This is a genomic window from Streptomyces sp. PL-25 (assembly GCF_058344915.1).
In genome coordinates this window covers 2,168,431-2,194,758 of the sequence record NZ_CP136997.1, presented here as the reverse complement: position 1 = coordinate 2,194,758, position 26,328 = coordinate 2,168,431, and the positions used below count along the sequence as shown (strand labels likewise).

Here is a 26,328-nt window from a genome sequence, read left to right as displayed (position 1 = left end):
CCGCTGAACAAGTACCAGGTATGCGCACAGTGGACCGCCTTGTCCTGGCGGGAACCTGCCACGGCGACCATCCGCCACCGCTCGTCAACTCCCTTGCCACACAAGTCTCCTGACACTCTTCCCAGCACCGACGCAGCACTCGACGCAGCACTCGACGAAGCGGACCGCCGCTTGCGAGGAAGAGAGGCACGGATGAGCAGAGGACCAGGCAGACGGAGAGCGACCCTCCTGTCGGCCGGGCTCGTGATCGCCCTGCTGCCCGCCGGGCAGGCCGCCGCCGGACAGGCGGCCGCCCACGACACCGGATCCACCACCCCCACGACCAGCGCGCCCCGGGCCGCCGCGGCGGCCGGGAAACCGGCGGACGGCCCCCGCACCGTCACCCTCGTCACCGGCGACCGGGTCACCGTCACCCCGCTCGGCGGCGGGAAGAGCACCGTCACGGTGCGGCGGCCGGCGGACGCCACCGGAGCCGTCCGCACCACCGTGGCCGACGGCACCGTCACCGTCGTACCGGACGAGGCCCGGCCGTATCTGCGCGCGGGCCGGCTCGACCCGCGGCTGTTCGACGTCAGCGAGCTGCTGCGGCAGGGACTCGCCGACACCCGCACCGGAGAACTGCCGCTGATCGTGACCTACGGCAAGGACCGCGCGGTGCGCACCCCGCGCGGCGCCGCGCGGACCCGGGACCTCGCCAGCGTGCACGGCGCCGCCGTCGAGGCGGGCAAGGGGCGTGCGTTCTGGCGGGAGTTCACCCGGCCCGGCGGCGCGCGCACCCTTTCGCCGGACGGCGCGCGCACCCTCTCGCCGGACGGCGTCGACAAGGTCTGGCTCGACGGCCGGGTCCGCGCCGACATGGCCGAGTCCAACGCCCAGATCGGCACCCCGGAGGCGTGGGAGGCCGGGCTGACCGGCAAGGGCGTCACCGTCGCCGTCCTGGACACCGGCGTCGACACCACCCACCCCGACCTGGCCGGCCGCGTCGCGCGGACCAAGAGCTTCATCCCGGGCGAGGAGGTCGCCGACCGCAACGGCCACGGCACCCACGTCACCTCCACCGTGGGCGGCAGCGGCGCCGCCTCCGACGGCAGGGAGAAGGGCGTCGCCCCCGACGCCGTGCTCGCCGTCGGCAAGGTGCTCGACGACCAGGGCACGGGCAGCGAGTCGCAGATCATCGCCGGGATGGAGTGGGCCGCGCGGGACGTGCACGCGCGGATCGTGTCCATGTCGCTGGGCTCCACCGAGGCCAGCGACGGCACCGACCCCATGGCGCAGGCCGTCGACACCCTCTCGGCCGAGACCGGCGCGCTCTTCGTGATCGCCGCCGGGAACACCGGCGCGCCCTCCTCCATCGGCTCGCCCGGCGCCGCCGACGCGGCCCTGACCGTCTCCGCGGTCGACTCCGCCGACCGGGCCGCCTACTTCACCAGCGCGGGACCGCGCCTGGGCGACAACGCCCTCAAGCCCGACCTCGCGGCCCCCGGCGTCGACATCCTCGCCGCCCGCTCCCGGCTCACCGAGGGCAGCGGCGACTACACGACCATGAGCGGTACGTCCATGGCGACGCCCCATGTCGCCGGGGTCGCCGCCCTGCTCGCCCAGGAGCACCCGGACTGGGGCGCGGCCCGGCTCAAGGACGCGCTGATGTCGACGTCGAAGCAGCTCGACGCCTCCGCCTATGTGCTGGGCGCGGGCCGGGTGAGCGTGCCGGACGCGGTGGCCGCCCAGGTCACCGCCACCGGCAGCGCCGACCTCGGCTTCTACGGCTGGCCCTACGACGGGAACAAGCCGGTCACCCGCACCCTCACCTACACCAACTCCGGTGACCGGCCCGTCGAGCTGACCCTGGCCGTACGGGGCGCCCCCGACGGCGTGGCCGCCCTCGCCGACCGGCAGCTCACCGTGCCCGCGCACGGCACCGCCTCCACCACGGTCACCGGCGACGGCGCCAAGGCCCCGGTGGGCAACACGAGCGGGCAGATCGTGGCCTCGGCGGCCGGCACAGCCGTCGCGCACACCGCGTTCGGGCTGGTCAAGGAAGGCGAGCGGTACACGCTCACCGTGCACGTCAAGGACCGCTCCGGAGCCGCCACCGCCGCCGACCTCGCCGTGCAGCGACTCGTCGCGGACGCCGACCCGTTCAGCGCCCACGTCGACGACTCGGGCACCCTGCGGCTGCGGCTGGACCCGGGCACGTACAGCGTGTCCTCCTTCCTCGACGTGCGCGGCAGCCACGGCGCCGACTCCCTCGGGCTCGGCTTCCTCGCCGCCCCCGAGATCACCCTCGACCGGGACCGCGAGATCACCCTGGACGGGCGGCGGCTGCGCGAGGTCCGCGCCGACGTGGGCCGCCGCACCGAGCGGCGCCAGCTCCTCATGGAGTACGACCGCAAGGCGGGCGGCGCCGACCTGTTCGGCGCCGTGCAGGTGCCGCTGACGTACGACAGCGTGTTCGCCGCGCCGACCGAAAAGGTCCGGCAGGGCTCCTTCGAGTACCGGACGGTGTGGCGGCTCGGCGCACCCCTGCTGGCGGTCAAGGGCGTCGGTGACGCGCTCGTCCAGGCGGGCAGCACCCTCACCGCGGGCCGCAGCAGGCTGCCGCTGGTCGACATCGGCACCGGCGGCCTCACCGGCAGGAACGTACGCGGCAAGGCGGTCCTGGCCCGCGTCACCGACACCACCGACCCCGGCGCGCTCGCCCAGGCCGCGCAGGACGCGGGCGCCGCCGCGCTCTTCGTCACGGACGACGCGCCCGGCCGGCTCAGCCTGTGGTGGGGCACCGACGACAACGCCGACCGGCCGCTCCTGATCGCCTCGGTGAACGCCGCCGACGCCGCCCGGCTGCGCGCCGCCCGCCGCGTCAACATGACCGGCACCCCGCACACGCCGTACGTCTACGACCTCTCGGACGGCCACCCGGGCGCGGTCCCCGACCACGACCTGACCTACGCCCCCGGCAAGCGCCGACTGGCCGCGCTGGACGTGAGGTTCCACTCCGGGCAGGCGGCGAGCGGCGGGGAGTTCCGGTACTCGATCACCGACACCTTCCCCATCGGCCTGGGCTTCCCCGAGAGCGCCGACTACCCGGCCACCCGCACCGACTACGTCTCCACCGGGCCCGGCCAGCTCTGGCACGAGTCGGTGACGCTGGGCGAAGGCACCCTGGAGGAGCGCAGCGGCCTGGTCCGCTACACCGGCGGCTCGCGCCGGGAGCTGGACTGGTTCAAGCCCGTCTGGCACCCGTGGCTGGGCACCGGGCTCGGCTGGGGCCAGCAGCGCGCCGGGAACACCCTCCAGTTCAACGCGCCCGGCTGGGGCGACTCCGGGCCCGACCACACCGGCTTCGGCGACGTGTGGAGCGCGGAGAGCGGCATGACCCAGACGACGGTGGCCTATCTGGACGGCAAGGAGGTGGACCGCGGCACCAGTTCGAGCGCGTACGTCCGGGACGCGCCCGCCGACGCGCACACGTACAAGCTCGTCACCGACACCGCGCTGGACCCGGCCCGCTGGAAGCTCGCCGGGCGGGGTCACGCCGAGTGGACGTTCCGTTCGGCCGCCACCCCCGAGGACCACTGGAGCTTCCTGCCCCTGATCAACCTCGCCCTCGACGTCGACACCGACCTCGCGGGCACGGTGCGGGCGGGCAGCCGGATCCCGGTGGGCCTGAGCGCCGCGTACGTGGCGGGCGCCACCGGCACCGGCACCCTCTCCGGGGGCCGGCTGGAGGTCTCCTACGACGAGGGCGCGACCTGGCGGCAGGTGCGGCTCTCCGGCGGGCACGCCTCCTGGAAGGGCACGCTGAGCGTGCCCCGGGGCGCGGCGTCCGTCTCGCTGCGCGCCTCGGCGGGCGACGACCGGGGCGGCTCCGTGCACCAGGAGCTCGTCCGGGCCGTGGGGGTGCGGCAGCGGTGAGCTGAGCGCCGCGCGCACACGCGGGCGGCGCCGCCTCCCTGGGACGGGGAGGCGGCGCCGCCGTGCTGCTTCGCTGCCGTCAGATCAGCCAGCCGACGATGTGGATCAGGCCGGCGAGGACGTCAGTGAGGAAATTCATGATCGTACTTCTCCTTGTGTTGCCACGTGTGGGACCTGCGCCGACCACGGTCTGCAGCCCGTCGCTTGCGCACCGTCAGTATCGTCCGCCCCGCGGGCCCCGTACCGATCACTTCTGCGACGATCACCTGTTCCAGGGAACAACTGATCTCTTGTTCGGATGTTCGGATGTTCAAATGTTCCGAACGGCTGATGGACCTCCTGGCTCTCCACGGCCCGCTACGGCTCCACCACGCCCCGCACCACGCCCAGTTCGACCAGATCCTGCGGGCGCAGCCGCAACTGCTCGGCCGTGGCCGGTGCCTGCTCGGGCGGGCGCTTGAGGATCGCGGCGGCCAGTTCCGGAGCGATCACCGAGAAATAACTGTCGGGCACGGCCCAGGTGTTGCCCGGCGCGGCCAGCGCGAGCGCGCCGCCCGAACCGCCCTCCCCGATCACCAGCGTGGTCACCGGTGTCCGGGCGGCGGCCACCGCGCCGAACAGGTCGGCGATGGCCGCGCCCGCGCCCTGCCGCTCCGCTTCGGCGTCGTTGGCGGCGCCCGGGGTGTCCACCAGCGTCAGCACCGGGATCCCGAGCCGGTCCGCGAGCCGGACCAGCCGGGCGGCGGTGCGGTACCCGGCGGGCCGCGTGGCGGTGCCGGTCTGGGCGGCGTAGGCGACGGTACGGCCCTGGTGCGTGCCGAACCCGCAGAGCACGCCGCCCACTTCGCCCCGGCCGCCGGTGTCGGTCTCGGCGTCGGTGGCGGCGCCGGTCTCGGGGGAGGGGCCGCCGCCGCAGCGGTCGCCGCGCAGGGCCACGCGGTCGGAAAAATAGGCGTCCAGATACCGTTCGGCGCGCGGGCGTTCGGGGGCGCGGGCCCGCCGGACGGCCTCCCAGCCGGTGGCGGGCAGACCGGTGCCGGGCAGATCGGTGCCGGGCAGCCCGGTCGCGGCCGCCGTAGCCGTCGTACTCGCAGTAGCCGCCGTATCCGCAGTCGTCGTCGTGGTCGTGGCGGTCGTCGTGGTCGTGGCGGTCGCCGCCGTCGGCAGTGCGCGCGGCGGGGGAGCGGGGGCGGACGAGGGCGCGGTCAGCAGCCGCAGCCACCGGCCCAGCGTCGCGCGCAGCTCCCCGGGCGGTACGACGGCGTCCGCCGAGCCCGCCGCCACCTGCGCCTCGGCCGTGTACGCCGCCGGGTCGGCGTCCGGCGGCCGGACCCGGGAACCGGCGAAGCCGACCTGGGCGCCGGGCAGCGCCAGCACCACGTCGGCGCCCGCGCCCAGCGTGGCCCAGCCGCCGCCGGTCGTCGGATCGCGCAGCACCGCGATCTGCGCGAGACCGGCCGCGCGGGTCAGCGCGGACTGCCGTGCCACGCGCTGGAGCTGCGTCAGCGCGAGCATGCCCTCCTGCATGCGGCTGCCGCCGGTGGCCACCAGCGGTACGACGGGCAGCCGGTGCGCGCGGGCGTAGGCGTACGCGGCCTCCAGGCGGTCGCCGGTGCGGGTGCCCAGCGAGCCGCCGAGGAAGCCGAACTCGAAGGAGATCAGCACCGCGGGCGTGCCCTCGATCCGTGCGGTGCCGCACACGACGGACTCCTGTTCGCCGGTGCGTGCGGCGGCGCGGGCGCGGGAGGCGTCGTAGCCCTCCCAGCCGAGCGGCCCGTCGGGCCTGTCCGGGGCGGCGGCGCGCGGGGCGGCGGCGTGCGGGGCGGCGGTGTCCGGGGCGCCCGTGGAGCCGGACGGCGCCGGGGCGTCGGGCAGTTCGGTGAAGTCGTCGGTGACCAGGGCTATCGCCTGCCGGGCGGAGTGACGGCCGGGCATGGTCAGCGCCCGCCTTCCGCGGCCGGGCCGCCCTGCGGCAGCGCCCGCTTCATGATCTTGCCCATGTCGTTGCGGGGCAGCGCGTCGAGCAGCCGGACCACCCGGGGCCGCTTGTGCGGGGCCAGCCGCCCGGCCACGTGCCCGGCCAGCTCCTCGGTACCGGGCGGGGCGGCCGGGTCCGCCGGGACGATCCAGGCGACGATCCGTTCGCCGAGGTCGGCGTCCGGCTCCCCGGTGACGGCGGCCTCGCGGACACCGGGATGCTCCAGGAGCGCGTTCTCGATCTCGCCCGCGCCGATCTTGTAACCGCCGCTCTTGATCAGGTCGGTGGCCTTGCGGCCGACGATCCGGACATAGCCGTCCGGGTCGCGCACCGCCATGTCCCCGGTGCGGAACCAGCCGTCGGCCGTGAAGGCGGCGGCCGTCGCGTCGGGCCGGTTCAGGTACTGCGTGAACAGGTTCGGGCCGCGCACCTGGATCTCGCCGACGCTCTCGCCGTCGTACGCGGTCAGGGGCGTCCCGTCCTCCTCCACCAGCCGCAGACCGACGCCCGGCAGCGGCGGCCCGACCGTGCCCGCGCGGGCCTGGCCGTCCGCCCGCACACTCGTGTTCATCAGGGTCTCGGTCATCCCGTACCGCTCGATCACCCGCCGCCCGGTCGCCGCCGCGATCCGCTCGTGGTCGTGCACCGGCAGCGCGGCCGAACCGGAGACCAGCAGCCGGGCGCCCGCCAGCGCCCCGGCCAGCTCGGGGGAGTCCGGCAGCGCCTCCGCGATCCGGTGGTACATGGTCGGCACCCCGAACAGCATCGTCGCCCCGTCCGACAGCTCCCGGGCCACGCCCTGCGTCGTGAACCGGCCCAGGTGCCGCACCGAGCCGCCGTGCCGCAGCGGGCCGAGCGTGCCGAGGACCAGGCCGTGCACATGGAACAGCGGCAGCCCGTGCACCAGCACGTCCCCGGCGGTCCACGCCCATGCGTCCGCCAGCGCGTCCAGGGTGTGGGCGACGGCCCGGCGCGGGATGACGGCGCCCTTGGGCGGTCCTGTGGTGCCGGAGGTGTAGACGACCAGCGCGGGATCCTCGTCGCCCGCCCGGCCGTCCTCGGCCGGGACCGGCCCCCGCTCCCGTACGTCCACGTCGACGCGGTGCGATCCGGCGAGCACGCCGGGCAGTTCGTCGCCGGGGGCGGCCAGCACCAGCGAGGGGGCGCTGTCGGCGAGGATGTGCCCCAGCTCCTTCCCGCCGGACCTCGGGTTCAGCGGTACGACGCTCACCCCGGCGAGCAGCGCGCCCACCACGGCCACGGCCGTCTCCAGCGCGGGCGTCGCCCACACGGCGACCCGCTCCCGGCCCCGCACCCGCGCGCCGACGGCACCGGCCGCCGCCGCCAGTTCCGCATACGTCAGCGCCCGGTCGCCGAACCGCAGGGCGGGCCGGGGCCCCGGGGCATCCGTCAGGGCCGGAAAGAGGGAGGACACGCGGCGGACTCCTTCGTCGTGTACATCGTGTACGTGGTGTTCATCGTGTTCGTCGTGTTCGTCTGGGTCACCGGACGGGCCGGCCGGTCACCTGGTCAGTGTCCCGGCCGCCGGGCCCGGCCACCCCTCGGTACCGGGGCGGCCGGACCGGTCGTGGGACCCACAGCACCGTCCTACCCCGGACGCCGTCGCCCCACGACCGCGCTCAGGCCGGCCGCGAGCCGGACTTCGGCGGCGTGCGGCGCGGGACGCTCCAGCCAGTGCAGCCGGGCCCGGCCCACCGCGCCCTCGTGCCGGGGCGGCCAGGAGGCGGCCGGGGTGAAGCCGTCGACGACGACCGTGCCGCCGGGCGCGAGCAGCCGGCGCACGTCCGCGGGAGCATCCCCCCGGGCGCCTTGCCCTGCCCGCCACCGTCCAGGACGAGCAGGTCGTAGGGTCCGTACTCCTCGATCCGCCGCCAGTCCCCGACGAGCACCTCCGTCCCGGGCCGCCCGGCGAACACACCGGCGGCGACCCGGGCGCGCTCCGGGTCCCGCTCCACGCTCACCAGGCGGATCCCGGCAGGAGTGGGCGAAGCCGTGGGCGCGGACGGCGGCCACGGCCCGCCCGGCCAGGGGCGGCAGCGGGCCCGCCGCGGGGCGATCCTGCCGTACGCGCCCGCCACCGGCCCACGGCCGCCGCGCGTGCCGTGCGCCACGCCGGGGCTGTGCCGCAGGTCCCCTCCTCTCCCCCCTCGCTTCCTCAGCGGGCCCCCACCACGTCCGCGACCACACAGCTGACGTTGTCCGGGCCGCCGGATGCGTTCGCCGCGCCGACCAGGGACCGTACGGCCGCGTCCGGGCTCTCGGCGGCGGCGAGCAGGGACCGGATCCGGTCGTCGGGCACGACGGCGGTCAGGCCGTCCGAGCAGAGCAGATACCGGTCGCCGGGCAGGGCGTCGTGCAGGCGCAGGTCCGGGACGGGCGGGGTGGCGGTGCCGTCCAGGGCCCTGAGGAGCAGCGCGCGCTGCGGGTGGCTCACCGCCTCCTCGGGCGTCAGCCGCCCCTCGTCCAGCATCGCCTGGACCACCGTGTGGTCGTGGGTGACCCGGAACAGCCCGCCTCCGCGCAGCAGATACGCCCTGCTGTCCCCGATGTGCACCAGGGCGAGCCGGGAACCGGTCCACAGCAGCGCGGTGAGCGTCGTACCGGCCTCCGCGTCGCCCACCGCGTCCGCCACCGCCCGGGTCGCGCCCTGGACCGCGTCCTCCAGCAGGTTCAGCACGCTCCCGGCGGGCGGTTCGGCCGTGTCCAGCGCCTTCAGCGCCGTCACGGCCGCGCCGCCCGCCCGCGCCCCCGCGGGCCCGTACCCGTCGGCCACGGCGAGCAGCCGTGTCCCGGCGTAGGCGGTGTCCTGGTTGGCGGGGCGCACCCGGCCGCGGTCCGAGCAGGCGGCGTAGCGCAGTTCCAGCATGGTGGTGTCCTTCCTCGGCGGTGCCGAAGAGCGGTCAGACAGGCGGTCAGACCTGTCCGAGAGGTGGTCGAGGTGGTCGGCGAGGAACGCCGCGAGGTCCCGCCGTACGGCCGTCTCCGCCTCCACCCGGCCCCAATGGGCACGGATCTCGCGGGCGGCGGCGTCCGGTGCGAGCGCGCACACCCGGCGGATGCCGGCCAGCGGCATTCCCAGCCGCCGCAGCCACGCCACCAGCCGCGCCTGCTCCAACTGGTCCGGCGCGTAGTAGCGGTACCCGGTGTCCGGGTCGACCCGCGCCGGGCGCAGCAACCCCAGCTCGTCGTACAGCCGCAGCGCCTTCGGCGAGAGCCGGGACGCCTTCGCAAAGGCGCCGATCGTCAGCATGGCCGTGCCCGTGTGCATGTGGACCTCGATTCCGTTCCCGCCACCGATGCTGGGGCTTCCCCGAAGGTGAAGGTCAACAGGGGTGTTCCGGTTGCGGCGGGGGTTGTTAGCGTGCGGGCGGTCCGCCGTCCGTTCCGATCCGTACTGTGCCGTGCCCGCCTCCGATCCGTACTGTGCCGTGCCCGCCGAAGGAGCCCGCCGTGTCCCGTGTCGCCCTCGCCACCTACGACCCCGGCACCGCCCCGAGCCGGGACCGTGACCTCGGGCCGCTGGTCGCGGCGCTGCGCGCGGCCGGAGCGGACGCCGAGGCCGTGCACTGGGACGATCCGGACGCCGACTGGGCCGGGTACGACCTGGTCGTCATACGGTCCACATGGGACTACAGCGGGCGCGCGGCGGAGTTCACCGCCTGGGCGGAGCGCTGCGCGAAGGCGACGCGGCTCGCCAACCCGGCCGCCGTCGTGCGCTGGAACACCGACAAGCGCTACCTCGGGGACCTCGCCGCCGCCGGGGTGCCGGTGGTGCCCACCCGGTACGTGGCGCCCGGGGAGCCCTGCGGGCCGCGGGACCTGCCCGGCGGCCACGACTTCGTCGTCAAGCCGGTCTTCGGCGCGGGCGCCCGGCTCGCCGCCCGCTACACGCCCGCCGAGCGCGGGACGGCCGCCGCGCAGGTGGCCCGGCTGCACGCCGGGGGCCTGACCGCGATGGTGCAGCCCTATCTGGAGCGGATCGACGTCAGCGGGGAGCGGGCGCTCCAGTACGCCGGGGGCCGGCTGCTGCACGCCAGCCGCAAGCGGGCCGTGCTCTCGCCCGGCACCGCCTACGACGCTCAGAAGACGGCCCACCCGGGCCTTGAGCCGTGGACCCCGACCACCGCCGAACTCGCGGTCGCCGAGAGCGCGTTGGCCGCCGTACCCGGCGCGCCCGAGCTGCTGTACGCCCGGGTGGACCTGGTGGACGGACCGGACGGCGCCCCGTGCGTGATGGAACTCGAACTGGTCGAGCCGAACCTGTTCCTGTGGCTGCACCCGGGCTCGCTGGAGCGGGTCGTCGCGGAGATCCTGGCCGCCGCCGCGGTGCCTACGCGTCCTTGACGCGCGTGCGCTGGAGCAGCCCCCAGGTGAACTCTGCGGCCACCTCGTGCGCCGCGCCCCGCGCGTCGGGCGCGGTGAAGAGGAGCCCCCACCGGGTGGGCGCCGTGCCCTCCAGGGGGCGGGCCGGGGCGAAGGCGCGGGCGGCCTCGTCGACCGTGCAGGACCAGGGGGTCAGGTCGTCGAGCGTGCGCAGGACGGGCGCCGGGGCGCCCGGCGCCCGTACCAGCCAGGCGTTCCAGACCCGGCCGCGCGGTCCGCTCAGCACTTCCAGGCGCAGCGTGGGCCACAGCGGCAGCGGCCACTGCCGCGCCTCGCACTCCACGTCGCCGACGCGGCGGGCCGCCGTGGACTCGGGCGCGCCGAGCGCGCCGCGGAAGACGGCGTCCGAGTGGCCGCGCGGTGTGTGCGCCATCGCCTGCCACCGCTTGTTCGCCTCCCGCATCTCCGCCGCCGTGGCGCCCAGCTCGCGGCGCGCGTCGGCCACCAGGTCCGGCTGGTGGTCGGCCATGCGGCGCAGCAGCACCAGCTGGACGTCGCGCGCGGTGAACGGGGGCCGGGAACCGGCGGCGGAGGCGGTCATACGCTCCATGATCGCCCACCCGGCGGCAGACGTTCCGCGGTCGGCGGTCCGGCGGCGGACGCTCCTCGATCGCCCACCCGGCGGCATGCGCCCCGCGCGCCACCGCCGCCCCATTGCCCCGCCCCACCCCCATGGCTAGCCTGTGAATGTTCCTCGTTCGCCATGTCGGTCGCCTGTTGAAATCTCGAACAGGCCGGATTCAGGGAGGGGGCCGGCCGTGGGACGTCTCGTACCCGCCGTGACCCGGGCTCTGGACATACTGGAGCTCTTCCTCGACGGGGACGGCACGCTCTCCGCCCCGGACATCGTGCGCCGGCTCCAGCTGCCGCGCACCACGGTGCACGAGCTGGTCACCACGCTCGCCGCCCGCCAGTACATCGTCCCGGTCACCGGGCAGCCCGGCCGCTACCGGCTCGGCGTCCGCCCGTACCAGCTGGGCAGCCGCTACGCCGAGCAGCTCGACCTGGCCGCCGAGGGCCAGCAGGTGGCCCGCTCGGTGGCCGAGACCTGCGACGAGACGGTGCACGTCGCGATACTGGAGGGCACCGACGTCATCTACATCGCGAAGGTCGACTCCACCCACGCGGTGCGCATGGTCTCCGCGGCCGGCCGCCGCCTGCCCGCGCACTGCACCTCGGTCGGAAAGATGCTGCTCGCCTCGCTGCCCGAGTCCGAACTCGCGGCGCGCGTCCCGGACGACGCGGTGCTGGCCGCGATGACGCCCGACAGCATCACCGACCCGGCCGTGCTGCGCGCGGCGCTGGCCGGGATAAGGCAGCGCGGGCTCGCCGTGGAGAACCGCGAGTCGAACCCGGACGTCAGCTGCGTGGCCGCCCCGGTGCGCGACCGCACCGGCGAGGTCGTCGCCGCCCTGTCCATCTCGGTGCCGATGGTCCGCTGGAGCGAGGAGCGCACCGGCGAACTGGAGCGGCTCGCCGTGCGGGGCGCCGCCGAGCTCTCCGAGCGCCTCGGCCACCGGAGCGCGGCATGAGGCGGCCGGAGTACGAGGCGGCGGCGCCGGAGCGGGCCGAACTGGGCGAGGGGCCCACCTGGGACCCGGTGGCCGGGCACCTGATCTGGATCGACATCCTCTCCTCCCGGGTGCACACCTGGGACCCGGCCACCGGCCGGCGCACGGTCCGCGCCACCGGGCAGCACGTGGGCGCGGCCAAGCCGCGCACCGGCGGCGGCCTGGTGCTGAACCTGCGCGACGGGGTGGGCCTGGTCGACCCGGGCCCGGACGGCGCGTTCCGCTGGCTGCACCGCGACCCGGTGCCCGGCCGCCGGGGCAACGACGCCGCCGTGGCCCCGGACGGCTCCCTGTGGGCGGGCACCATGCGCTACGACGAGGCGCCGGGCGGCGGCACGCTGACCCGCGTCACCGGTGACGGCACGGCCGAACCCTTCCTGACCGACGTGACGGTGAGCAACGGCATCGGCTGGAGCCCGGACGGCCGCCGGATGTACTACGCCGACACGCCCACCGGCCGGATCGACGTCTTCGACGTCCTGGACGGCGTCGACGGCGTCGACGGCGCCCGGCAGGCCGTGAACCGGCGCCCGCTGGCCCGGGTGGAGGAGGGCGCGGGCTTCCCGGACGGCCTGACCGTCGACGCGGACGGCTGTGTGTGGGTGGCCCTGTGGGAGGGCGGGGCGGTACGCCGCTACACCCCGGACGGCACGCTGGACCGGGTCGTGGAACTCCCCGTCGCCCGGACCACGGCCTGCGCGTTCGGCGGCGCCGCGCTGACCGACCTGTACATCACCTCGGCCAGCACCGGCCCCTCCGCCCCGCACCCCCTCGCGGGCGCCCTCCTGGTCGTCCCCGACGCGGGCCACGGCCTCCCCCAGCCCGCCTTCGCGGGCTGACCACGGCGCAGCGGGCGCGGACGGGACCGGCCCTCCGACCGGCCCCGGCGGCCGGTCCGTCGGCCGCTCTGCCGGGTCCTGGGGCGGGGACGCCGGGGCAAGGGACGCCGGGGCAAGGGGCGCCGGGCCCCAGCCGTGCTGCGCTGTGCCATGCCGGTGGCGAGGGCGGGGGGCCGTTCGCTGGCTGCCCTGGTGGGCTGTTCCCGGCCCGCAGGCCGGAGGGCGGCAGCGGCCCTGGGCCCCGGCCCCGACCCCGGCCCCGGCCCCGGCCCTGGCCCGCAGACGGGTCCGCCGGTCCGCCGTCCCCGCCGCCCCCGTTATGTTTTTCGCGGTCCTGCAACGGGATCGCTGGCCTCCGGGCCTGGCATGACTGTTGCCCCCTGTCGAAGGCATGACCTGGGGGGTGGTGTCACCGGGTCTGGGGGTGTTCGTCGGAGACGCTGATCAGAGGTCCGGCCACCGTCCGGCCCGGCGCAATGCCGGACAGTTCGCGGGCGGCAGGTCTGCATAACGTGGATGCGCGAGCACGACACCCGAGCCGAGGCCGGCACCGTCAAAACCCCTGGAAGGGTGCGATGTTCGAGATCGAAGACGTGGGCGTGTTCCTCGGCCTGGACGTCGGCAAGTCCGCCCATCACGGGCACGGGCTCGCCCCGGCCGGGAAGAAGGTCTTCGACAAGCCGCTGCCCAACAGCGAGCCGAAGCTGCGGACCGTGTTCGACAAGCTGACCGCGAAGTTCGGCAGCGTCCTGGTGATCGTGGACCAGCCCGCCTCCATCGGCGCCCTGCCCCTGGCCGTCGCCCGCGACGCCGGCTGCCGCGTCGCCTACCTGCCCGGCCTGGCCATGCGACGGATCGCCGACCTCTACCCCGGCGAGGCCAAGACCGACGCCAAGGATGCGGCCGTCATCGCCGACGCCGCACGCACCATGCCCCACACTCTGCGCTCGCTCGAACTGACCGACGAGATCACCGCCGAGCTGACCGTCCTGACCGGCTTCGACCAGGATCTGGCCGCCGAGGCCACCCGCACCAGCAACCGGATACGCGGCCTGCTCACCCAGTTCCACCCGTCGCTGGAGCGGGTCCTGGGACCCCGTCTGGACCACCAGGCCGTCACCTGGCTCCTGGAACGTCACGGATCCCCGGCCGCTCTGCGCAAAGCCGGCCGGCGCCGCCTCGTCGAGCTGATCCGGCCCAAGGCCCCGCGCATGGCCGCACGGCTGATCGACGACGTTTTCGACGCCCTGGACGAGCAGACCGTGATCGTTCCCGGCACCGGCACCCTCGACATCGTGGTCCCGTCCCTGGCCCGCTCGCTCGCCGCCGTCCACGAACAGCGCCGGGCCCTTCAAGCCCAGATCAACACCCTGCTGGAGGCCCACCCTCTTTCCCAGGTCCTGACCTCGATGCCCGGCGTCGGCGTCAGGACCGCCGCAGTCCTGCTGACCACCGTCGGCGACGGCACCAGCTTCCCCACCGCCGCCCACCTCGCCTCCTACGCCGGCCTCGCCCCCACCACGAAGTCATCCGGGACCTCGATCCACGGCGAACACGCACCCCGAGGCGGAAACCGGCAGCTCAAACGGGCCATGTTCCTCTCCGCCTTCGCCTGCATGAACGCCGACCCCGCCTCCCGCACCTACTACGACAAGCAACGAGCCCGCGGCAAAACCCACACCCAAGCCCTCCTCCGCCTCGCCCGCCAACGCATCAGCGTCCTGTTCGCCATGCTCCGCGACGGCACCTTCTACGAGTCCCGGACACCGAAGGACGTCGAACTCGCCGCATAACCCCCATCCCGAACCATCCCAAACCCGACAGGGATGCCTTGACGAACGACATAGAGGCACCCCCCCGGGGGGCCGGTCGCCGCCCGGCGTCACCATGCCGCACCGGGTGTCTCGGGCCCGGGGGCCTTCCCGGCAGCCCCGGCGGGCTGCTCCCGGCCGCCAGGCCGAAGGGAGGCAGGGGTCCAGGGCCCCCACCTCGGCCTCTGGGCCCGCTGGCCGGTCCGTCGGCCGCTGCCGCTGTCCTGGCCCGCCGCCCGGCCTCAGCCGTACCGCACCTGTGTCTCGGGCCGGGGCATTTCCCGGCCGCTCCGGGGGAGCTGCCCCCGGCCCTCAGGCTGGAAGACGGCAGCGGCCCAGGCCCCGACCCCGGCTCCCGGGCCCGCCCCCGGCCCGCCCTCTCGGGCGCGACCGCCCTCCCGGCCCAGCCCCGCCTCAGCCCCGTCGTGCCGGAGGCGCGGACGGTGTCCTCGGGCCGGGGCGGTCCAGGGTGTCCAGGGTCTTGCGTTCGGACGGGGTCAGTGGGGGGCCGGAGAGGGGTGGGAGGAGGGGGCCGCAGGCGACGTCCAGGAGGGTGGTGGGGCGGAAGAGGCGTTCGGGGCCCGTGCGCATGCTGGTCACGTCCCACAGGGCCGCCGCCGCCCGGTAGGAGCCGGTGGCCGAGCGGGTGAGGCGGCGGCTGTAGGCGGTGGCGAGGCGGTCCGCCGGGGTCGGCCGGGCGCCGCGTGTCTGCGGGTACCAGACGTCCTGGCCGACCGCCGCCGCCCAGGCCGCGTCGACCGACCGGGCGGCCCCGCGCTGCACCCGCCGGGACAGGCCGGGCGCGTCCGGGCCGCCGCGCCGCAGCTCCCGGGCGAGCAGCCGCGCTCCCAGCGCGGCCACCGACATGCCCTGCCCGTAGGCCGGGTTGAAGGTGGCCAGCGCGTCGCCCAGCACGACGAAGCCCTCGGGCCAGCGCGCGGTCCGCTCCAGATAGCGCCGCTCGTTGCTGGTGCTGCGGCTGAGGTGCACCCCGGTCAGCGGCTCGGCCCCGGCGGCGAGCCGGCCCACGATCGGGCTGGCGAGGGCGAACGCGTAGGCCAGGAAGCCGTCCGGGTCGGCGGGCGGCTCGCCGCCGCCGCGCGTCCCGGCGAGACTGACCATCCAGCGGTCCCGCTCGATCGGCAGCAGCATGCCGCTGCGGCCGGGCGCGGACCGGTAGGGGTCCGCCTGCACGACCGTCAGCGGGAACTGCTCGGCACCCGCCGGGGTCCGGTAGACGCGGGTGGCGTTCACCAGCCCGCAGTCGACGCTTCTGGTCCGCACGTCCGTGATGCCCGTCTCCGCCAGCCAGGTGACGACCCGTGAGCCGCGCCCGCTCGCGTCGACCACGAGATCCGCGGCCAGTTCGGTCTCCTCGCCGCCGCCGGCCGTCCCGCCGCCGGCCGTCCCGCCGCCGGCCGTCCCGCCGCCGGCCGTCCCGCCGTCGGCCGTCCCGCCCCCGGCCGGCGCGATCCGCACCCCGCGCACCCGCCGCGCGTCGCCCGTGAGGCCCACCGCCCGCGCCCTGCGGATCTGGGTGCCGGTGCGGGTGAGGACCAGGTCGCGCACGGTCCAGTCCAGCAGCGCGCGGGTGCAGCTGAGCACCCGCGGACCGTCGTGCCGCCAGCGCCGGAACCAGCCCTCGGAGGTCAGGGCCAGCATGCCCGAGCCGAGCGGGATCTCCCGGGCGCCCGCCGCGAGCAGCCGCTCGCGCACCCCGCCGCCCGGTACCAGTTCCTCCATCGCGGCCAGGCCCCCGGCCATCAGCAGATGGGCGTGGCGGCCCTGGGGCAGCCCCTTGCGGTGTTCAGGGCCGTCGGGCAGGTCGTCCCGGTCGAGGACGACCACGTCGTCCACGGCGGAGGACAGCGCCGCGGCGGCCAGCATGCCGGCCAGACCGGCACCGACGACCACGGCTCTGCGCGGACGGTGACTGGGGGAGGGGGACATCGGACTCCTCGGAGTGGGTCGCGGGCTCAGCCGGGGGAGGTCCGTACCGCCCCTCCCCGCACGGGGGTTCCGGCGGGCGGCCTGACCAGTGCCTGCGCCAGTTCCACCAGACCCCCCGTCCCGGACACCTCCGTGGCGTGCAGACGGTAACCGCTCGGCGTGGGCAGCGGCTCCTCGCGTGCGGCGGCGCGGCGCGCGGCGTCGGCGAGCATCGCCGCCTCCGCCGCGATCCGCGCCTCGTGCCCGGTGCGGCCCGCGCGCCGGGCGGCGGCCAGGGCGCGTTCGCGGACCTCGTCGTCGAAGTACGGGGCGAGGCCGAGCAGCGCGTCGTGGATGGACACCTCCCGCCAGTGCAGCCGGGCCCGCGGCAACTGCCACCAGCCGCTGGGCGGTTTGGGCGCGGTGGACACGAACCGCACCCGTGCCCACAGCGGCGCCAGGCTGCGGTAGTCGTCCAGGCTGCGCACCTGCGCGAGGACCGAGGGCAGCAGCCGGGGCAGCGCGAAGCCCGCGGAGCACAGCAGCGCGGCCAGCGACGCCAGCGGCGGGGCCACCTGCGTGGACAGCACGTCCAGGTCGTGGCCCGACCAACGCGCCACCACCGCCGTGTACTTGGTCAGCTGGAATCCGGCCACGTCCAGCGCCGAACCGGCCAGGATCAGCCGCAGCCCGGCCCGCAGCAGCCCGGTCACCTCCCGGCTCCACTTCACGCACAGCGTGCACATCGCCAGGGTCGCCGCGCTGTGCCCGATCAGGTAGAGCAGGATCATCTCGCACAGGTACGGCGTGTTGGCGTAGTACGTGTCGAGGTCGTTGAGCCGCTCGGTGCGGGCGTCGCCCAGCAGGAACAGCACGACGATCACGGCGATCAGCGCCACGTACGCGGCGACGCTGCGCAGCACCATCCGCCGCACCTGCCGCCGGGGCCCGCCGCGCCAGTGGACCAGCAGGATCAGCAGCGAGCAGCTGTACGCGCTGATCATGCCGTAGGTCAGCGGGGCGCCGAAGTTGGGGATGCCCGTGAGGCGGTTGACGGCCGCCAGCGTCAGCGGCGCCGAGCAGACGAACACCAGCGAGGCCAGCAGGATCGACACGCACGTCGACACGGTCAGCGGGTCCCACCCGGCGCGCGGCGGGCGGCGGCACAGCACGATCGCGGCCAGTCCCAGCAGCCCGGCCGCCAGATACACGACGAGACTCACGGACACCACCCCCGCCGCGTCGGGGACACGGTGCGCGGGAGCGGCGGCGGTGCCGGGCGCCTGCTCACGCCGCCCCCGAGGGCCGGGAGCCGGGCGCCGGGGGCTCCGGGGCCCGCAGGGCGTCGGCGATCCGCAGGAGCAGCGCGGGGCCGGGGGTCCGCCCGCCCGGCCGGGCCCCCTCGCCCTGCCCGGCGTCCAGCGGGGCCGGGGGGCGGCCGACACCGTCGAGCAGGACCGGCCACGGGCCGCCGATGCCCTCGGGGCCCGCCGTGGGGCCGATCCCGTCGAGCAGGACGAGGTGCTGCCCGGCCGCTCCGGCGGCCTCCGCCGCCCGGCCGGTCCCGCCCGCCGGCGGCGAGGGCGCCGGTCCGCGGACCGCCGCCTCCAGCGCCGTACCGCCGCCGCCGTGCGGGTGCGGGGACCGCGGGCCGTCCCCGGACGGCTGCCCCAGGGCCGCGGTGATGACCGCCGCCCAGGCGGCGGCCTCCGCCCGCTCCTGGTCACCGGTGGCCGCCAGGGCCGTGGCCCGGGTGCGCTCGTACAGGGCGCCGTCGAAGAACGCGTCCAGATAGCCGAGCGCGTTGTGGATGCTCGTCTGGCGCCACATCAGCCGGGTCGTCGGGGAGCACCAGCGCGGGCGGGGCAGCCGGAGGGCGTGGCGGGTGAGCAGGCCGTCCAGCAGCCGTTCCAGCGGCGCCAGCCGGTTGTACGTCCGCCAGGACCGCCGCCACCGCGTCAGCCGCGGCCCCGCCAGCGGTACGAGGATGCCGACCGTGGTCACCAGCGCGCCCAGGCCCGCGGCGGCCGGTGACACGTCGGTGCCGAGCGAGGACCAGTCGCGCCCGGACCAACGGGCCCCCACCGCGACGAACTTGGTCACCGCGTAACCGGCGCTGCACAGGGAGCCGAGACCCAGCATCACCAGCCCCGCGCGCAGCCAGCCGTGCACCGTGCGGGCCCAGCGCAGCGCCGAGACCGTGGTGACGCTCACCGCGACGAGGTGCCCGGCCAGGTACAGCACGATCATCTCGGCGATGAACGGCGTCGTCGCGTAGTACGTGTCCAGATCCGTACGGCGCTCCACCGGCGCCTCGCCCAGCGCGAACAGGGCGGCGATGCCGACGAGCACGCAGGCGTAGGCCGCCACCCAGCGGCGGGTCACCCGGCGCACCCGCCCCCCGCCCCGCCAGTGGACGACGAGGACCTGGGAGGCGGCGCTGTAGGCGGTGATCGACGCGTAGGTGAGCGGTGCGGCGATGTTCGGCACGCCGCTGAGCCGGTTGACGGCGCCGACCGTCGGCGCGGCGCCCAGGACGAAGCAGGTGCCCGCCAGGGCCAGCACCACGCAGAGCGCGCGCAGATACGGATCGTGCCGGCGGCGGACCAGATCGGGGGTCTTCACCGCCAGGCCCAGCCACAGCGCGCCGCAGCTGACGTAGTTGATCATCCCGCTCATGTCCTGGGTGTTCCCCGGTAGTTGAGTGCCGATCCGATGCGTCCGGCGATGTCCTCGTCGGCGCCGGGGGCCGCGGCGGACGCGCCGCCCGCCGGTGCCTCCTCCAGCCAGCCGCGCAGTCTGCCGCCCATGAGCATGCCGAACCGGTCGGCCTCCTGCTCGTCGGCCAGGCTGAAGTCGGTGCGGGCGGCGACCGGCCGGGGCGGACCGCCCGCCGGGACCGGGCCCGCGGCGTCCGCGTCCCGCCGGCTCATGTGCCACACCTCGTGGCAGAAGATCACGATCTGGTGCCACGCGGCGGCCCGCCGGTCGATGACCACCACGTCCTGTGTCTCGCCCTCCAGCCACAGCCCGCTCGCGGTGTGCGGCGGGAAGATCTCCCGGCGGACGACGACCGGCCGGCCGCGCCAGGCGGCGACCGAGTCGACGAGGGCGGCGAACAATGTCTCCGGGTCCGCGGGGACCGGTACCCGGAGCGGGCCGATGAGAGTCTCGGCGAGGCGCCGCATCTCCCGTTTCCTACGCACTCATCTCCCTTTGTCGCCCCCCTCGGTCTGCCGGACCCCCCATCCTCTCCGGCCGACCGGCCCGGGGAAAGGTTCTTTCGCGGCGCTCTCGCCCGGATCGCGCCGCCCGGATCACGACGCCCGGCACCCGGGTCACGATGCCCGGCGTCCGGATCACCATGTCCGGTGTCCGGGGCACGGCGTCCGGCGTCCGGATCGCGGTGCCCCGGGCCCGGAGTGCGGGGCCCCGTCCGGGGACGGACCCCGTCCGGGGACGGACCCCGTCCGGGAACGGCGGCGGCCCCCGCCCGCCGGGACCGGGGACTCAGCGGCCGGGGGAGGACACCGGCGCCACCGGCACCCCGCCGGCCGCGGATCCCAGCAGCGTCAGCCGCACCCGGCCGGGCCCCGCCTCCGTGTCCGCCCCGGACAGGACGGCCAGGGCCAGGGTGTTGGTGTCCCGGGTGCGCAGGATCCCGTCCGGCAGGACGAGCGGGCGCCGCCCGGCCGCGCCGTTGACGTACTCGCCCAGGTTCCAGCCGTTCAGGAAGACCTGCGCCCGCCACTCGCGGTGCGGGTCGTCGTCGAGCACCAGCCCCACCGAGGCGTCCGTGCCCGCCGCGACCGACGGCTTGAACGTGGTCCGGTACCAGGTGACCCCCTGGCGCCGCACGGCACGCGGGAAGGACACCTTGTCCCAGCCGCCGTCCGGGAAGCCCGGCAGGTGCCAGCCCTCCCGCTCCCCGTGCAGGCCGCCGTTGTTCAGCGGTCCGCGCACCGGGTCGGCCGGGCCCGCGCCCTGGATCCGCCAGCGCACCCGCGGCTCGCCCCCGGCGAAGTCCACCGCCGCCAGCCCGCGCGCCGCCCCGGCGGCCGTGCCGGGCGCCGTGTCGTCCTGCGCCCGCGCCGCCGGCCGCACCAGCACGGCCAGCACATGCCGGCCGCCGGTCCGCAGGTGCGGCGGCACGGCGAGAACGGCGGTGCCCGCGTCGGCGCCGCCCTCGTGCCCCGGGTCCGGCACCTGGTGCGTGCCCAGCGGCTCCCCGTCCAGCCACGCCATCAGCAGCCCGCCGGGGCCCGCGCCGTGCTCCAGCGACACCGACCCGATGCCCGAGGCGTCCGTGAAGGCGCCCCGGTACCAGACAGCGCCGTAGTGGAAGCCGTAGGCGTCGGCGGACAGCACCGGCTGCTTCCGCGCGCCGGCCGTGCCGCCGTCCGCGGAGGCCAGGTCGGCGGTCCGCCACGCCGAGTCGTCGAAGCCGGGGGCGGACTCGGGACTCTCCGCCCGCGCCCGCCAGCCGCCCAGCACGGGCAGCTCCACCTTTGCCACCCCCGCCAGCGGCGCGACCGAGCGCAGACTGCCCGAGCCGGTGCGGACGGTGCGCACCGGGCGGCCGTTCCACGTCACCGCCGTCACTCCGTGCGGGGGCCAGACCTCCAGCCTCGTCGCCTCGACGGTGTCGCCGGTGAGGTGGAGCGTGGCCCCCTGGACGGCGGCGGTGCGCAGCAGCCTCGGCCCGCAGACCAGCAGCGAGCCCGACGGAGTCTCGTACGGCCACAGCCGCGACGACGTCCTGTCGTCGGCGAACAGCATCAGCACCGGCCGGTCGACGGTCTCGCCCGCCTCCACCCGGGCCCCGGCGAGGCCGGTGCCGAAGGGCACCGTGATCCGTACCAGACGCCGCTCGTACACATAGGCGACCTGCTGGCTGAGCCGGGTGACCATCGGCTCTCCGGCCGCCTCCAGCGCCAGCCGGGCCGAGTCACCGCGCCGTCCGCAGAACACGACGATGTCCAGCGGCCCGGCCGAGAGGTACAGCATCGGGTGCGCGGTGGAGTACCGCACCCTGAGCAGTCCCAGCCGCATCTCGGTGACCGCCAGCCGGGCGTCCCTGGCCGGGACCGTCACCGGCAGGTCCTCACCGGCGGCGGGCAGCAGCGAGGAGACGTCCTTGTCGCTGTCGTTGCGCAGGATGTGGACCCGGCCGCCGGTGTCGGGGTTGCGCAGGTGGTACGTCGTGAGCCCGCGCGCGCTCGCGCCCCCGGCCCGCTCCAGCTTGGCGAAGTCGGGCAGATGCCGCAGCATGTGCCCGATCTGGTGCGCGGGCACCATCTCCGCGGTCACCTGGCGTCCCTCGTCGATGGCGGCGCCGTGGTCGTAGGACGCGGGCATGCCCGGTCCGGGCAGCCAGCCCCAGGAGGTGCCGCCGAAGGCCGGGTACACGTTGTGCAGGGCGATGCCGCCGGCCAGGTCCGTGAGCTGGGCGCGCCGCACGGCGGCCGCGTCCCGTGCGTGCGGTGCCCCGGTGCCGTGCCCGCCGCCGGTGTCCGACAGGAACCCCGCGGGGCGGGGGAAGGACTGCGGCATCCACCGGCCGCCGCGGTCGCCGTGGAAGAGGGGGACGTCGATGCCGTCGGCGCGGACCTTGTCGAGCAGCCGGGACACCAGGGCGCCGCCGGTGTCCGCCGCCGCCCCGCTGTCCACCTGGTAGAGCAGCACCGTGCCGTCGCCCCGGGTGTACAGGTGCCGGGCGGCGATCGCGTCGACCCGGCCCAGCCACTCCTCGGCGTGCCGCGCGTACCCGGGGTCGGCGGTCGGCGAGGCGCCCGCGGCCGCGGGCAGCCAGCCGGGCAGGCCGCCGCCGTCCACGTCGGCGCCGATGCGCGGGCCCGGCCGCAGCACGACGTAGAGCCCGGTTTCGGCGGCGGTGCGCAGGAACAGCCCGAGGTCCCGCACGCCCGTGAAGTCGTACGTGCCCGGGGCGGCGGAGTGGTAGTTCCACGCCACCCGCGCGGTGACCGCGTTGTAGCCGTGCGCCCGCATCTTCTGGAGGACGTCCCGCCACAGGCCGGGGCTGGGCAGCCGGAACGGGTGCATCTCGCCGGACCACAGCACCAGCCGCCTGCCGTCCACCAGCAGCGAGTAGTGGTCGAAGGCCACGGTGTGGCGCCGCCCGTCGGCGGCCGGAACAGGCGGCGGCGGACCCGTCGGCACCCCGCGCGCGGCGAACGCCGCCGGCGCCCCCGGCCCACCGCTGCCGCCCAGTGCGAGACCGAGCGCGGCGGAGCCCGCGAGGGCGCTGAATGTACGTCTGCTGAGCGCCAAGGTGAGTGCCTCCCGGGCGGATGGTACGGGGCGCGGGCACCGCCATTCTCCACTGTCCCGGGCCCCACAATGGACCCATGAGGATCTCGGCACGGGCGGACTACGCGGTACGGGCGGTTCTGGAACTGGCCGTACGAGGGGTGCAGGACCAGGCGGGCCCGGTGAAGGCGGAGACGGTCGCCGCCGAGCAGGGCATCCCGCACAAGTTCCTGGAGGGCATCCTCGGCGACCTGCGCCGCGCGGGCCTGGTCACCAGCCGGCGCGGCGGGGGCGGCGGCTACACCCTGGCCCGGGACGCGGCGCAGATCACGGTGGCCGACGTCATCCGCGCGGTGGACGGCCCCATCGTATCCGTACGCGGCGAACGCCCCACCGGCCTGACCTACACGGGCTCGGCCGAGCCGCTGCTGCCCCTGTGGATCGCGCTGCGCGCCAATGTCCGCCGGATCCTGGAGGGCGTCACCCTCGCCGACATCGCCTCGGGCGCCCTGCCGGAGACGGTACGGACCCTGGCGGCGGAACCGGCGGCGTGGGAGAACCCGTGACCGCGCGGGCGGCCCGTGCGGTCACGGGTTCTCCCACGCCGGTGGGAAAGCCCGCGGGCACGGGCCGCCCGCCGGTACGGACGTCCGCGGGACGGTGCGCGGCGGGCGGGGCGGGCGCCCGGTCTCAGGAGCCGGACCTGCGCTTGTTCCACACGTCGAAGCCGACCGCCGCGAGCAGGGCGAGGCCCTTGATGACCTGCTGCCAGTCGGTGCCGACGCTGAGCAGGTTCATGCCGTTGTTGAGCACGCCGAGGACGAGACCGCCGATGATCGCGCCGAGCACGGTGCCGACACCGCCGCTCATGGAGGCGCCGCCGATGAAGGAGGAGGCGATGGCCTCCAGCTCGTAGTTGACGCCCGCCTTCGGCGAGGCCGCGTTGAGCCGGGCGGCGACGACCAGGCCGGCCAGGGCGGCGAGCACACCCATGTTCAGGAACACCTGGAAGGTGACCCGCCGGTCCTTGACGCCGGACAGCTTCGCGGCCGGCAGGTTGCCGCCGATCGCGTAGATGTGGCGGCCGAAGACCGCGTTGCGCATCACATAGCCGTAGCCGACGACCAGCGCGCCGAGGACGATCAGCACGATCGGCGCGCCCTTGTAGCTGGCCAGCAGCAGGGTGACGACCAGCACCGCGGCGACCAGCGCGACGAGCTTGAGCGCGAACAGCCGCGCGGGCAGCACGTCCAGGGAGAACTCCTGCTGGCGGCGCCGGTCGCGCACCTCCTGCCAGACCACGGAGGCGACGAGGACGAGGCCCAGGAGCAGGGTCGGATTGTGGTAGTTGGTGTGCGGGCCCGCCTCGGGCAGGAAGCCGTTGCCGAACTTCTGCAGGCCGTCCGGGAACGGGCCGAGGGTCTGCCCCTTGAGCAGGATCTCCGTCAGCCCGCGGAAGAGCAGCATCCCGGCGAGGGTGACGATGAACGACGGTATCCCCAGATACGCGATCAGAAATCCTTGCAGCGAGCCCGCCGCCGCGCCCACCAGCAGGCACAGCACCACCGCGACGGGCCACGCGAGATGGTGGCTGACGGTGAGCACGGCCGCCACGGCGCCCACGAACGCCGTGAGCGAGCCGACCGACAGGTCGATGTGCCCGGCGATGATCACCAGCATCATGCCGATGGCCAGGATCAGGATGTAGCTGTTCTGGAGGACCAGGTTGGAGACGTTGCGCGGCAGCAGCAGATCGCCGTCGGTCCAGATCTCGAAGAGGACGACGATCAGGCCGAGCGCGATCAGCATGCCGTACTGGCGCATGTTGCGGCGCAGCCCGCCCAGCATCAGCTGGAGCAGTCCGCCGCCGGACTCCGCCCCGGCCCGGCCCGGCGGCGCCGGGGCCGGGCTCTTGGCGCTCACATCCGTACTCATCGCGATACCTCTTCGTCCTGAGAGTCCTGAGAGTCCTGAGAGTCCTGGGAGATCCGGGCGGCCCGGGGGTCCTGCGGGTCCTGCGGGTCCTGCGGGTCCTGCGGGTCTTTCGTCATACGGCGCATCAGCACCTCCTGGGTGGCCTCGGCGCGCGGCACCTCGCCGGTCAGTCGGCCGGCGGCCATGGTGTAGATCCGGTCGCACATGCCGAGCAGTTCCGGCAGTTCGGAGGAGATGAAGACGACCGCCTTGCCCTGCGCGGCCAACCGGTCGATCACCGTGTAGATCTCGTACTTGGCGCCCACGTCGATGCCCCGGGTGGGCTCGTCCAGGATCAGCACGTCCGGCCCGGAGAAGATCCACTTGCTGAGGACGACCTTCTGCTGGTTGCCGCCGGACAGCTTGCCCGCCGGCTCGAACACGGTCGGCGCCTTGATGTTCATGGAGGTGCGGAACCCCTCGGCGACCTGCCGTTCCCGGTGCTCGTCGACCACGCCCCGCCGGGCGACCTTCCGCAGCGCGGTCAGCGAGATGTTGCGGTTGATGGTGTCGATGAGGTTCAGGCCGTAGTGCTTGCGGTCCTCGGTGACGTACGCGATGCCGTGCCCGACCGCCTCCGCGACGGTCTTCGTACGGATCTCGGTGCCGTCCTTGAGGACCGTGCCGGCCGCGTAGCGCCCGTAGGAGCGGCCGAAGACGCTCATGGCCAGCTCGGTGCGGCCGGCGCCCATCAGGCCCGCGATGCCGACGATCTCCCCGCGCCGCACCTGGAGCGACACGTCGTCGACGACCTTGCGCTGCTGGTCGATCGGGTGGAACACGGTCCAGCCGCGGATCTCCAGGGCCGGTGCCGCGCCCTCCTCGGGCCGGTGCGGGGTGCGTTCGGGGAAGCGGTGGTCGAGGTCGCGGCCGACCATCCCGGAGATGATGCGTTCCTCGGTGGTGGCGGCGGCCCGCACGTCGAGCGTCTCGATGGTGCGGCCGTCGCGCAGGATCGTCACCGAGTCGGCGACCTTGCGGATCTCGTTCAGCTTGTGGGAGATGATGATCGAGGTGATGCCCTGGTTCTTCAACTCCAGGATGAGATCGAGGAGTTTGCCGCTGTCCTCGTCGTTGAGCGCGGCCGTCGGCTCGTCCAGGATGAGCAGCTTCACCGACTTCGACAGCGCCTTGGCGATCTCCACGAGCTGCTGCCTGCCGACCCCGATGTCGCAGACCCGGGTCTCCGGGTGGTCGTCGAGGCCGACGCGGCGCAGCAGTTGCGCGGCGTGCCTGAGCGTGTCGTTCCAGTCGATGAACCCGCGCCTGGCGTGTTCGTTGCCGAGGAAGATGTTCTCCGCGAGGGAGAGATGGGGCACCAGCGCCAGTTCCTGGTGGATGATGACGATGCCGCGCTGTTCGCTGGCCCGGATGTCCCGGAACCGGCAGGTCTCGCCCTCGAAGAGGATCTCGCCCTCGTAACTCCCGTGCGGATGCACGCCGGAGAGCACCTTCATCAGGGTGGACTTGCCGGCGCCGTTCTCACCGCAGATGGCGTGGACCTCACCCCGGCGGACGGTCAGGGTGACGTCCGACAGCGCTTTGACACCGGGAAAGGTCTTGACGATCGAGCGCATTTCCAGGACGGGTCCCGCCATGGTCGTGCCTTCCGGTCGGTGGTCGGTCGGTTCGGTGGT

The 26,328-nt window shown here is 75.2% G+C and carries 18 protein-coding genes; 6 read left to right on the top strand and 12 right to left on the bottom strand.

Annotation, left to right across the window (positions count from 1 at the left end; genetic code table 11):
* Window positions 1-192: 192 nt before the first annotated feature.
* Window positions 193-3,915: a S8 family serine peptidase gene (locus tag R4Z62_RS09755; RefSeq protein WP_491519586.1), complete on the top strand. Its 3,723-nt coding sequence runs from the start codon at window positions 193-195 to the stop codon at window positions 3,913-3,915.
* A gap of 357 nt (window positions 3,916-4,272) precedes the next feature.
* Here the strand turns inward: R4Z62_RS09755 and R4Z62_RS09750 are convergent, their stop codons facing one another.
* The 4 genes from R4Z62_RS09750 to R4Z62_RS09735 all read right to left on the bottom strand — a co-directional run bounded on the left by R4Z62_RS09750 (window position 4,273) and on the right by R4Z62_RS09735 (window position 9,182).
* The gene (locus R4Z62_RS09750) at window positions 4,273-5,850 is read right to left on the bottom strand and encodes a carboxyl transferase domain-containing protein (protein ID WP_491519585.1); all 1,578 of its coding nucleotides are present in this window, start codon (window positions 5,848-5,850) and stop codon (window positions 4,273-4,275) included.
* Window positions 5,851-5,852: 2 nt separating this feature from the next.
* Window positions 5,853-7,328, bottom strand: a complete 1,476-nt coding sequence (locus tag R4Z62_RS09745) for an acyl-CoA synthetase (protein WP_491519584.1) — start codon at window positions 7,326-7,328, stop codon at window positions 5,853-5,855.
* A gap of 173 nt (window positions 7,329-7,501) precedes the next feature.
* On the bottom strand, window positions 7,502-7,696 hold the full coding sequence (locus R4Z62_RS09740; RefSeq protein WP_491519583.1) for a hypothetical protein: 195 nt from the start codon (window positions 7,694-7,696) through the stop codon (window positions 7,502-7,504).
* A gap of 373 nt (window positions 7,697-8,069) precedes the next feature.
* A complete protein-coding gene (locus R4Z62_RS09735) occupies window positions 8,070-9,182 on the bottom strand; it encodes a MerR family transcriptional regulator (protein ID WP_491519582.1) in 1,113 nt (370 codons plus the stop codon).
* 182 nt (window positions 9,183-9,364) lie between these two features.
* Between R4Z62_RS09735 and R4Z62_RS09730 the strand changes: the two genes are divergently transcribed.
* The gene (locus tag R4Z62_RS09730; protein ID WP_491519581.1) at window positions 9,365-10,258 is read left to right on the top strand and encodes an ATP-grasp domain-containing protein; all 894 of its coding nucleotides are present in this window, start codon (window positions 9,365-9,367) and stop codon (window positions 10,256-10,258) included.
* On the opposite strand, the gene R4Z62_RS09725 is transcribed toward R4Z62_RS09730, so the two are convergent.
* A complete protein-coding gene (locus tag R4Z62_RS09725) occupies window positions 10,245-10,838 on the bottom strand; it encodes a hypothetical protein (protein ID WP_491519580.1) in 594 nt (197 codons plus the stop codon). The genes R4Z62_RS09730 and R4Z62_RS09725 overlap by 14 nt on opposite strands.
* Window positions 10,839-11,055: 217 nt before the next feature.
* Here R4Z62_RS09725 and R4Z62_RS09720 point away from each other — a divergent pair, with 217 nt between their 5' ends.
* The 3 genes from R4Z62_RS09720 to R4Z62_RS09710 all read left to right on the top strand — a co-directional run bounded on the left by R4Z62_RS09720 (window position 11,056) and on the right by R4Z62_RS09710 (window position 14,500).
* A complete protein-coding gene (locus R4Z62_RS09720; RefSeq protein WP_064533022.1) occupies window positions 11,056-11,829 on the top strand; it encodes an IclR family transcriptional regulator in 774 nt (257 codons plus the stop codon).
* Window positions 11,826-12,707 carry an SMP-30/gluconolactonase/LRE family protein gene (locus tag R4Z62_RS09715; RefSeq protein ID WP_491519579.1) on the top strand — a complete coding sequence of 294 codons (882 nt, stop codon included), beginning with the start codon at window positions 11,826-11,828 and terminating at the stop codon, window positions 12,705-12,707. Before R4Z62_RS09720 ends, R4Z62_RS09715 begins: the two co-directional genes overlap by 4 nt.
* A gap of 575 nt (window positions 12,708-13,282) precedes the next feature.
* Window positions 13,283-14,500 carry an IS110 family RNA-guided transposase gene (locus R4Z62_RS09710; protein ID WP_491519578.1) on the top strand — a complete coding sequence of 406 codons (1,218 nt, stop codon included), beginning with the start codon at window positions 13,283-13,285 and terminating at the stop codon, window positions 14,498-14,500.
* Between the two features lie 432 nt (window positions 14,501-14,932).
* Here the strand turns inward: R4Z62_RS09710 and R4Z62_RS09705 are convergent, their stop codons facing one another.
* The 5 genes from R4Z62_RS09705 to R4Z62_RS09685 form a co-directional block, all read right to left on the bottom strand.
* Window positions 14,933-16,468, bottom strand: a complete 1,536-nt coding sequence (locus R4Z62_RS09705; protein WP_491519577.1) for an NAD(P)/FAD-dependent oxidoreductase — start codon at window positions 16,466-16,468, stop codon at window positions 14,933-14,935.
* A gap of 26 nt (window positions 16,469-16,494) precedes the next feature.
* A complete protein-coding gene (locus R4Z62_RS09700) occupies window positions 16,495-17,670 on the bottom strand; it encodes an MAB_1171c family putative transporter (protein ID WP_355483658.1) in 1,176 nt (391 codons plus the stop codon).
* Window positions 17,671-17,734: 64 nt separating this feature from the next.
* Window positions 17,735-19,126, bottom strand: coding sequence for an MAB_1171c family putative transporter (locus R4Z62_RS09695; protein WP_491519576.1), 1,392 nt, complete (start codon window positions 19,124-19,126; stop codon window positions 17,735-17,737).
* Window positions 19,123-19,635 (bottom strand): hypothetical protein, encoded by a 513-nt coding sequence (locus R4Z62_RS09690; protein ID WP_064533019.1) that lies wholly within the window; start codon window positions 19,633-19,635, stop codon window positions 19,123-19,125. Before R4Z62_RS09690 ends, R4Z62_RS09695 begins: the two co-directional genes overlap by 4 nt.
* 322 nt (window positions 19,636-19,957) lie before the next feature.
* On the bottom strand, window positions 19,958-22,738 hold the full coding sequence (locus R4Z62_RS09685) for a glycoside hydrolase family 35 protein (protein ID WP_491519575.1): 2,781 nt from the start codon (window positions 22,736-22,738) through the stop codon (window positions 19,958-19,960).
* 77 nt (window positions 22,739-22,815) lie between these two features.
* Between R4Z62_RS09685 and R4Z62_RS09680 the strand changes: the two genes are divergently transcribed.
* Entirely contained in the window at window positions 22,816-23,283 is a 468-nt protein-coding gene (locus R4Z62_RS09680) for an RrF2 family transcriptional regulator (RefSeq protein ID WP_064533017.1), read from the top strand.
* 124 nt (window positions 23,284-23,407) lie between these two features.
* Here R4Z62_RS09680 and mmsB read toward each other — a convergent pair whose 3' ends face one another.
* Together mmsB and mmsA are read right to left on the bottom strand one after the other, a co-directional pair.
* A complete protein-coding gene (mmsB, locus tag R4Z62_RS09675; protein WP_064533016.1) occupies window positions 23,408-24,652 on the bottom strand; it encodes a multiple monosaccharide ABC transporter permease in 1,245 nt (414 codons plus the stop codon).
* Complete coding sequence (gene mmsA / locus R4Z62_RS09670) at window positions 24,649-26,289, bottom strand: multiple monosaccharide ABC transporter ATP-binding protein (RefSeq protein WP_491519574.1); 1,641 nt, start codon at window positions 26,287-26,289, stop codon at window positions 24,649-24,651. The genes mmsB and mmsA overlap by 4 nt, the downstream gene beginning before the upstream one ends.
* Window positions 26,290-26,328 lie beyond the last annotated feature (39 nt).

Coding starts and splice junctions, on each gene's coding strand:
- R4Z62_RS09705 (WP_491519577.1), bottom strand. CDS start 16,468: ATGTCCCCCTCCCCCAGTCACCGTCCGCGCAGAGCCGTGGTCGTCGGT.
- mmsA (WP_491519574.1), bottom strand. CDS start 26,289: ATGGCGGGACCCGTCCTGGAAATGCGCTCGATCGTCAAGACCTTTCCC.
- R4Z62_RS09725 (WP_491519580.1), bottom strand. CDS start 10,838: ATGACCGCCTCCGCCGCCGGTTCCCGGCCCCCGTTCACCGCGCGCGAC.
- R4Z62_RS09735 (WP_491519582.1), bottom strand. CDS start 9,182: ATGCACACGGGCACGGCCATGCTGACGATCGGCGCCTTTGCGAAGGCG.
- R4Z62_RS09690 (WP_064533019.1), bottom strand. CDS start 19,635: ATGCGGCGCCTCGCCGAGACTCTCATCGGCCCGCTCCGGGTACCGGTC.
- R4Z62_RS09695 (WP_491519576.1), bottom strand. CDS start 19,126: ATGAGCGGGATGATCAACTACGTCAGCTGCGGCGCGCTGTGGCTGGGC.
- R4Z62_RS09750 (WP_491519585.1), bottom strand. CDS start 5,850: ATGCCCGGCCGTCACTCCGCCCGGCAGGCGATAGCCCTGGTCACCGAC.
- R4Z62_RS09680 (WP_064533017.1), top strand. CDS start 22,816: ATGAGGATCTCGGCACGGGCGGACTACGCGGTACGGGCGGTTCTGGAA.
- R4Z62_RS09710 (WP_491519578.1), top strand. CDS start 13,283: ATGTTCGAGATCGAAGACGTGGGCGTGTTCCTCGGCCTGGACGTCGGC.
- R4Z62_RS09715 (WP_491519579.1), top strand. CDS start 11,826: ATGAGGCGGCCGGAGTACGAGGCGGCGGCGCCGGAGCGGGCCGAACTG.
- R4Z62_RS09755 (WP_491519586.1), top strand. CDS start 193: ATGAGCAGAGGACCAGGCAGACGGAGAGCGACCCTCCTGTCGGCCGGG.
- mmsB (WP_064533016.1), bottom strand. CDS start 24,652: ATGAGTACGGATGTGAGCGCCAAGAGCCCGGCCCCGGCGCCGCCGGGC.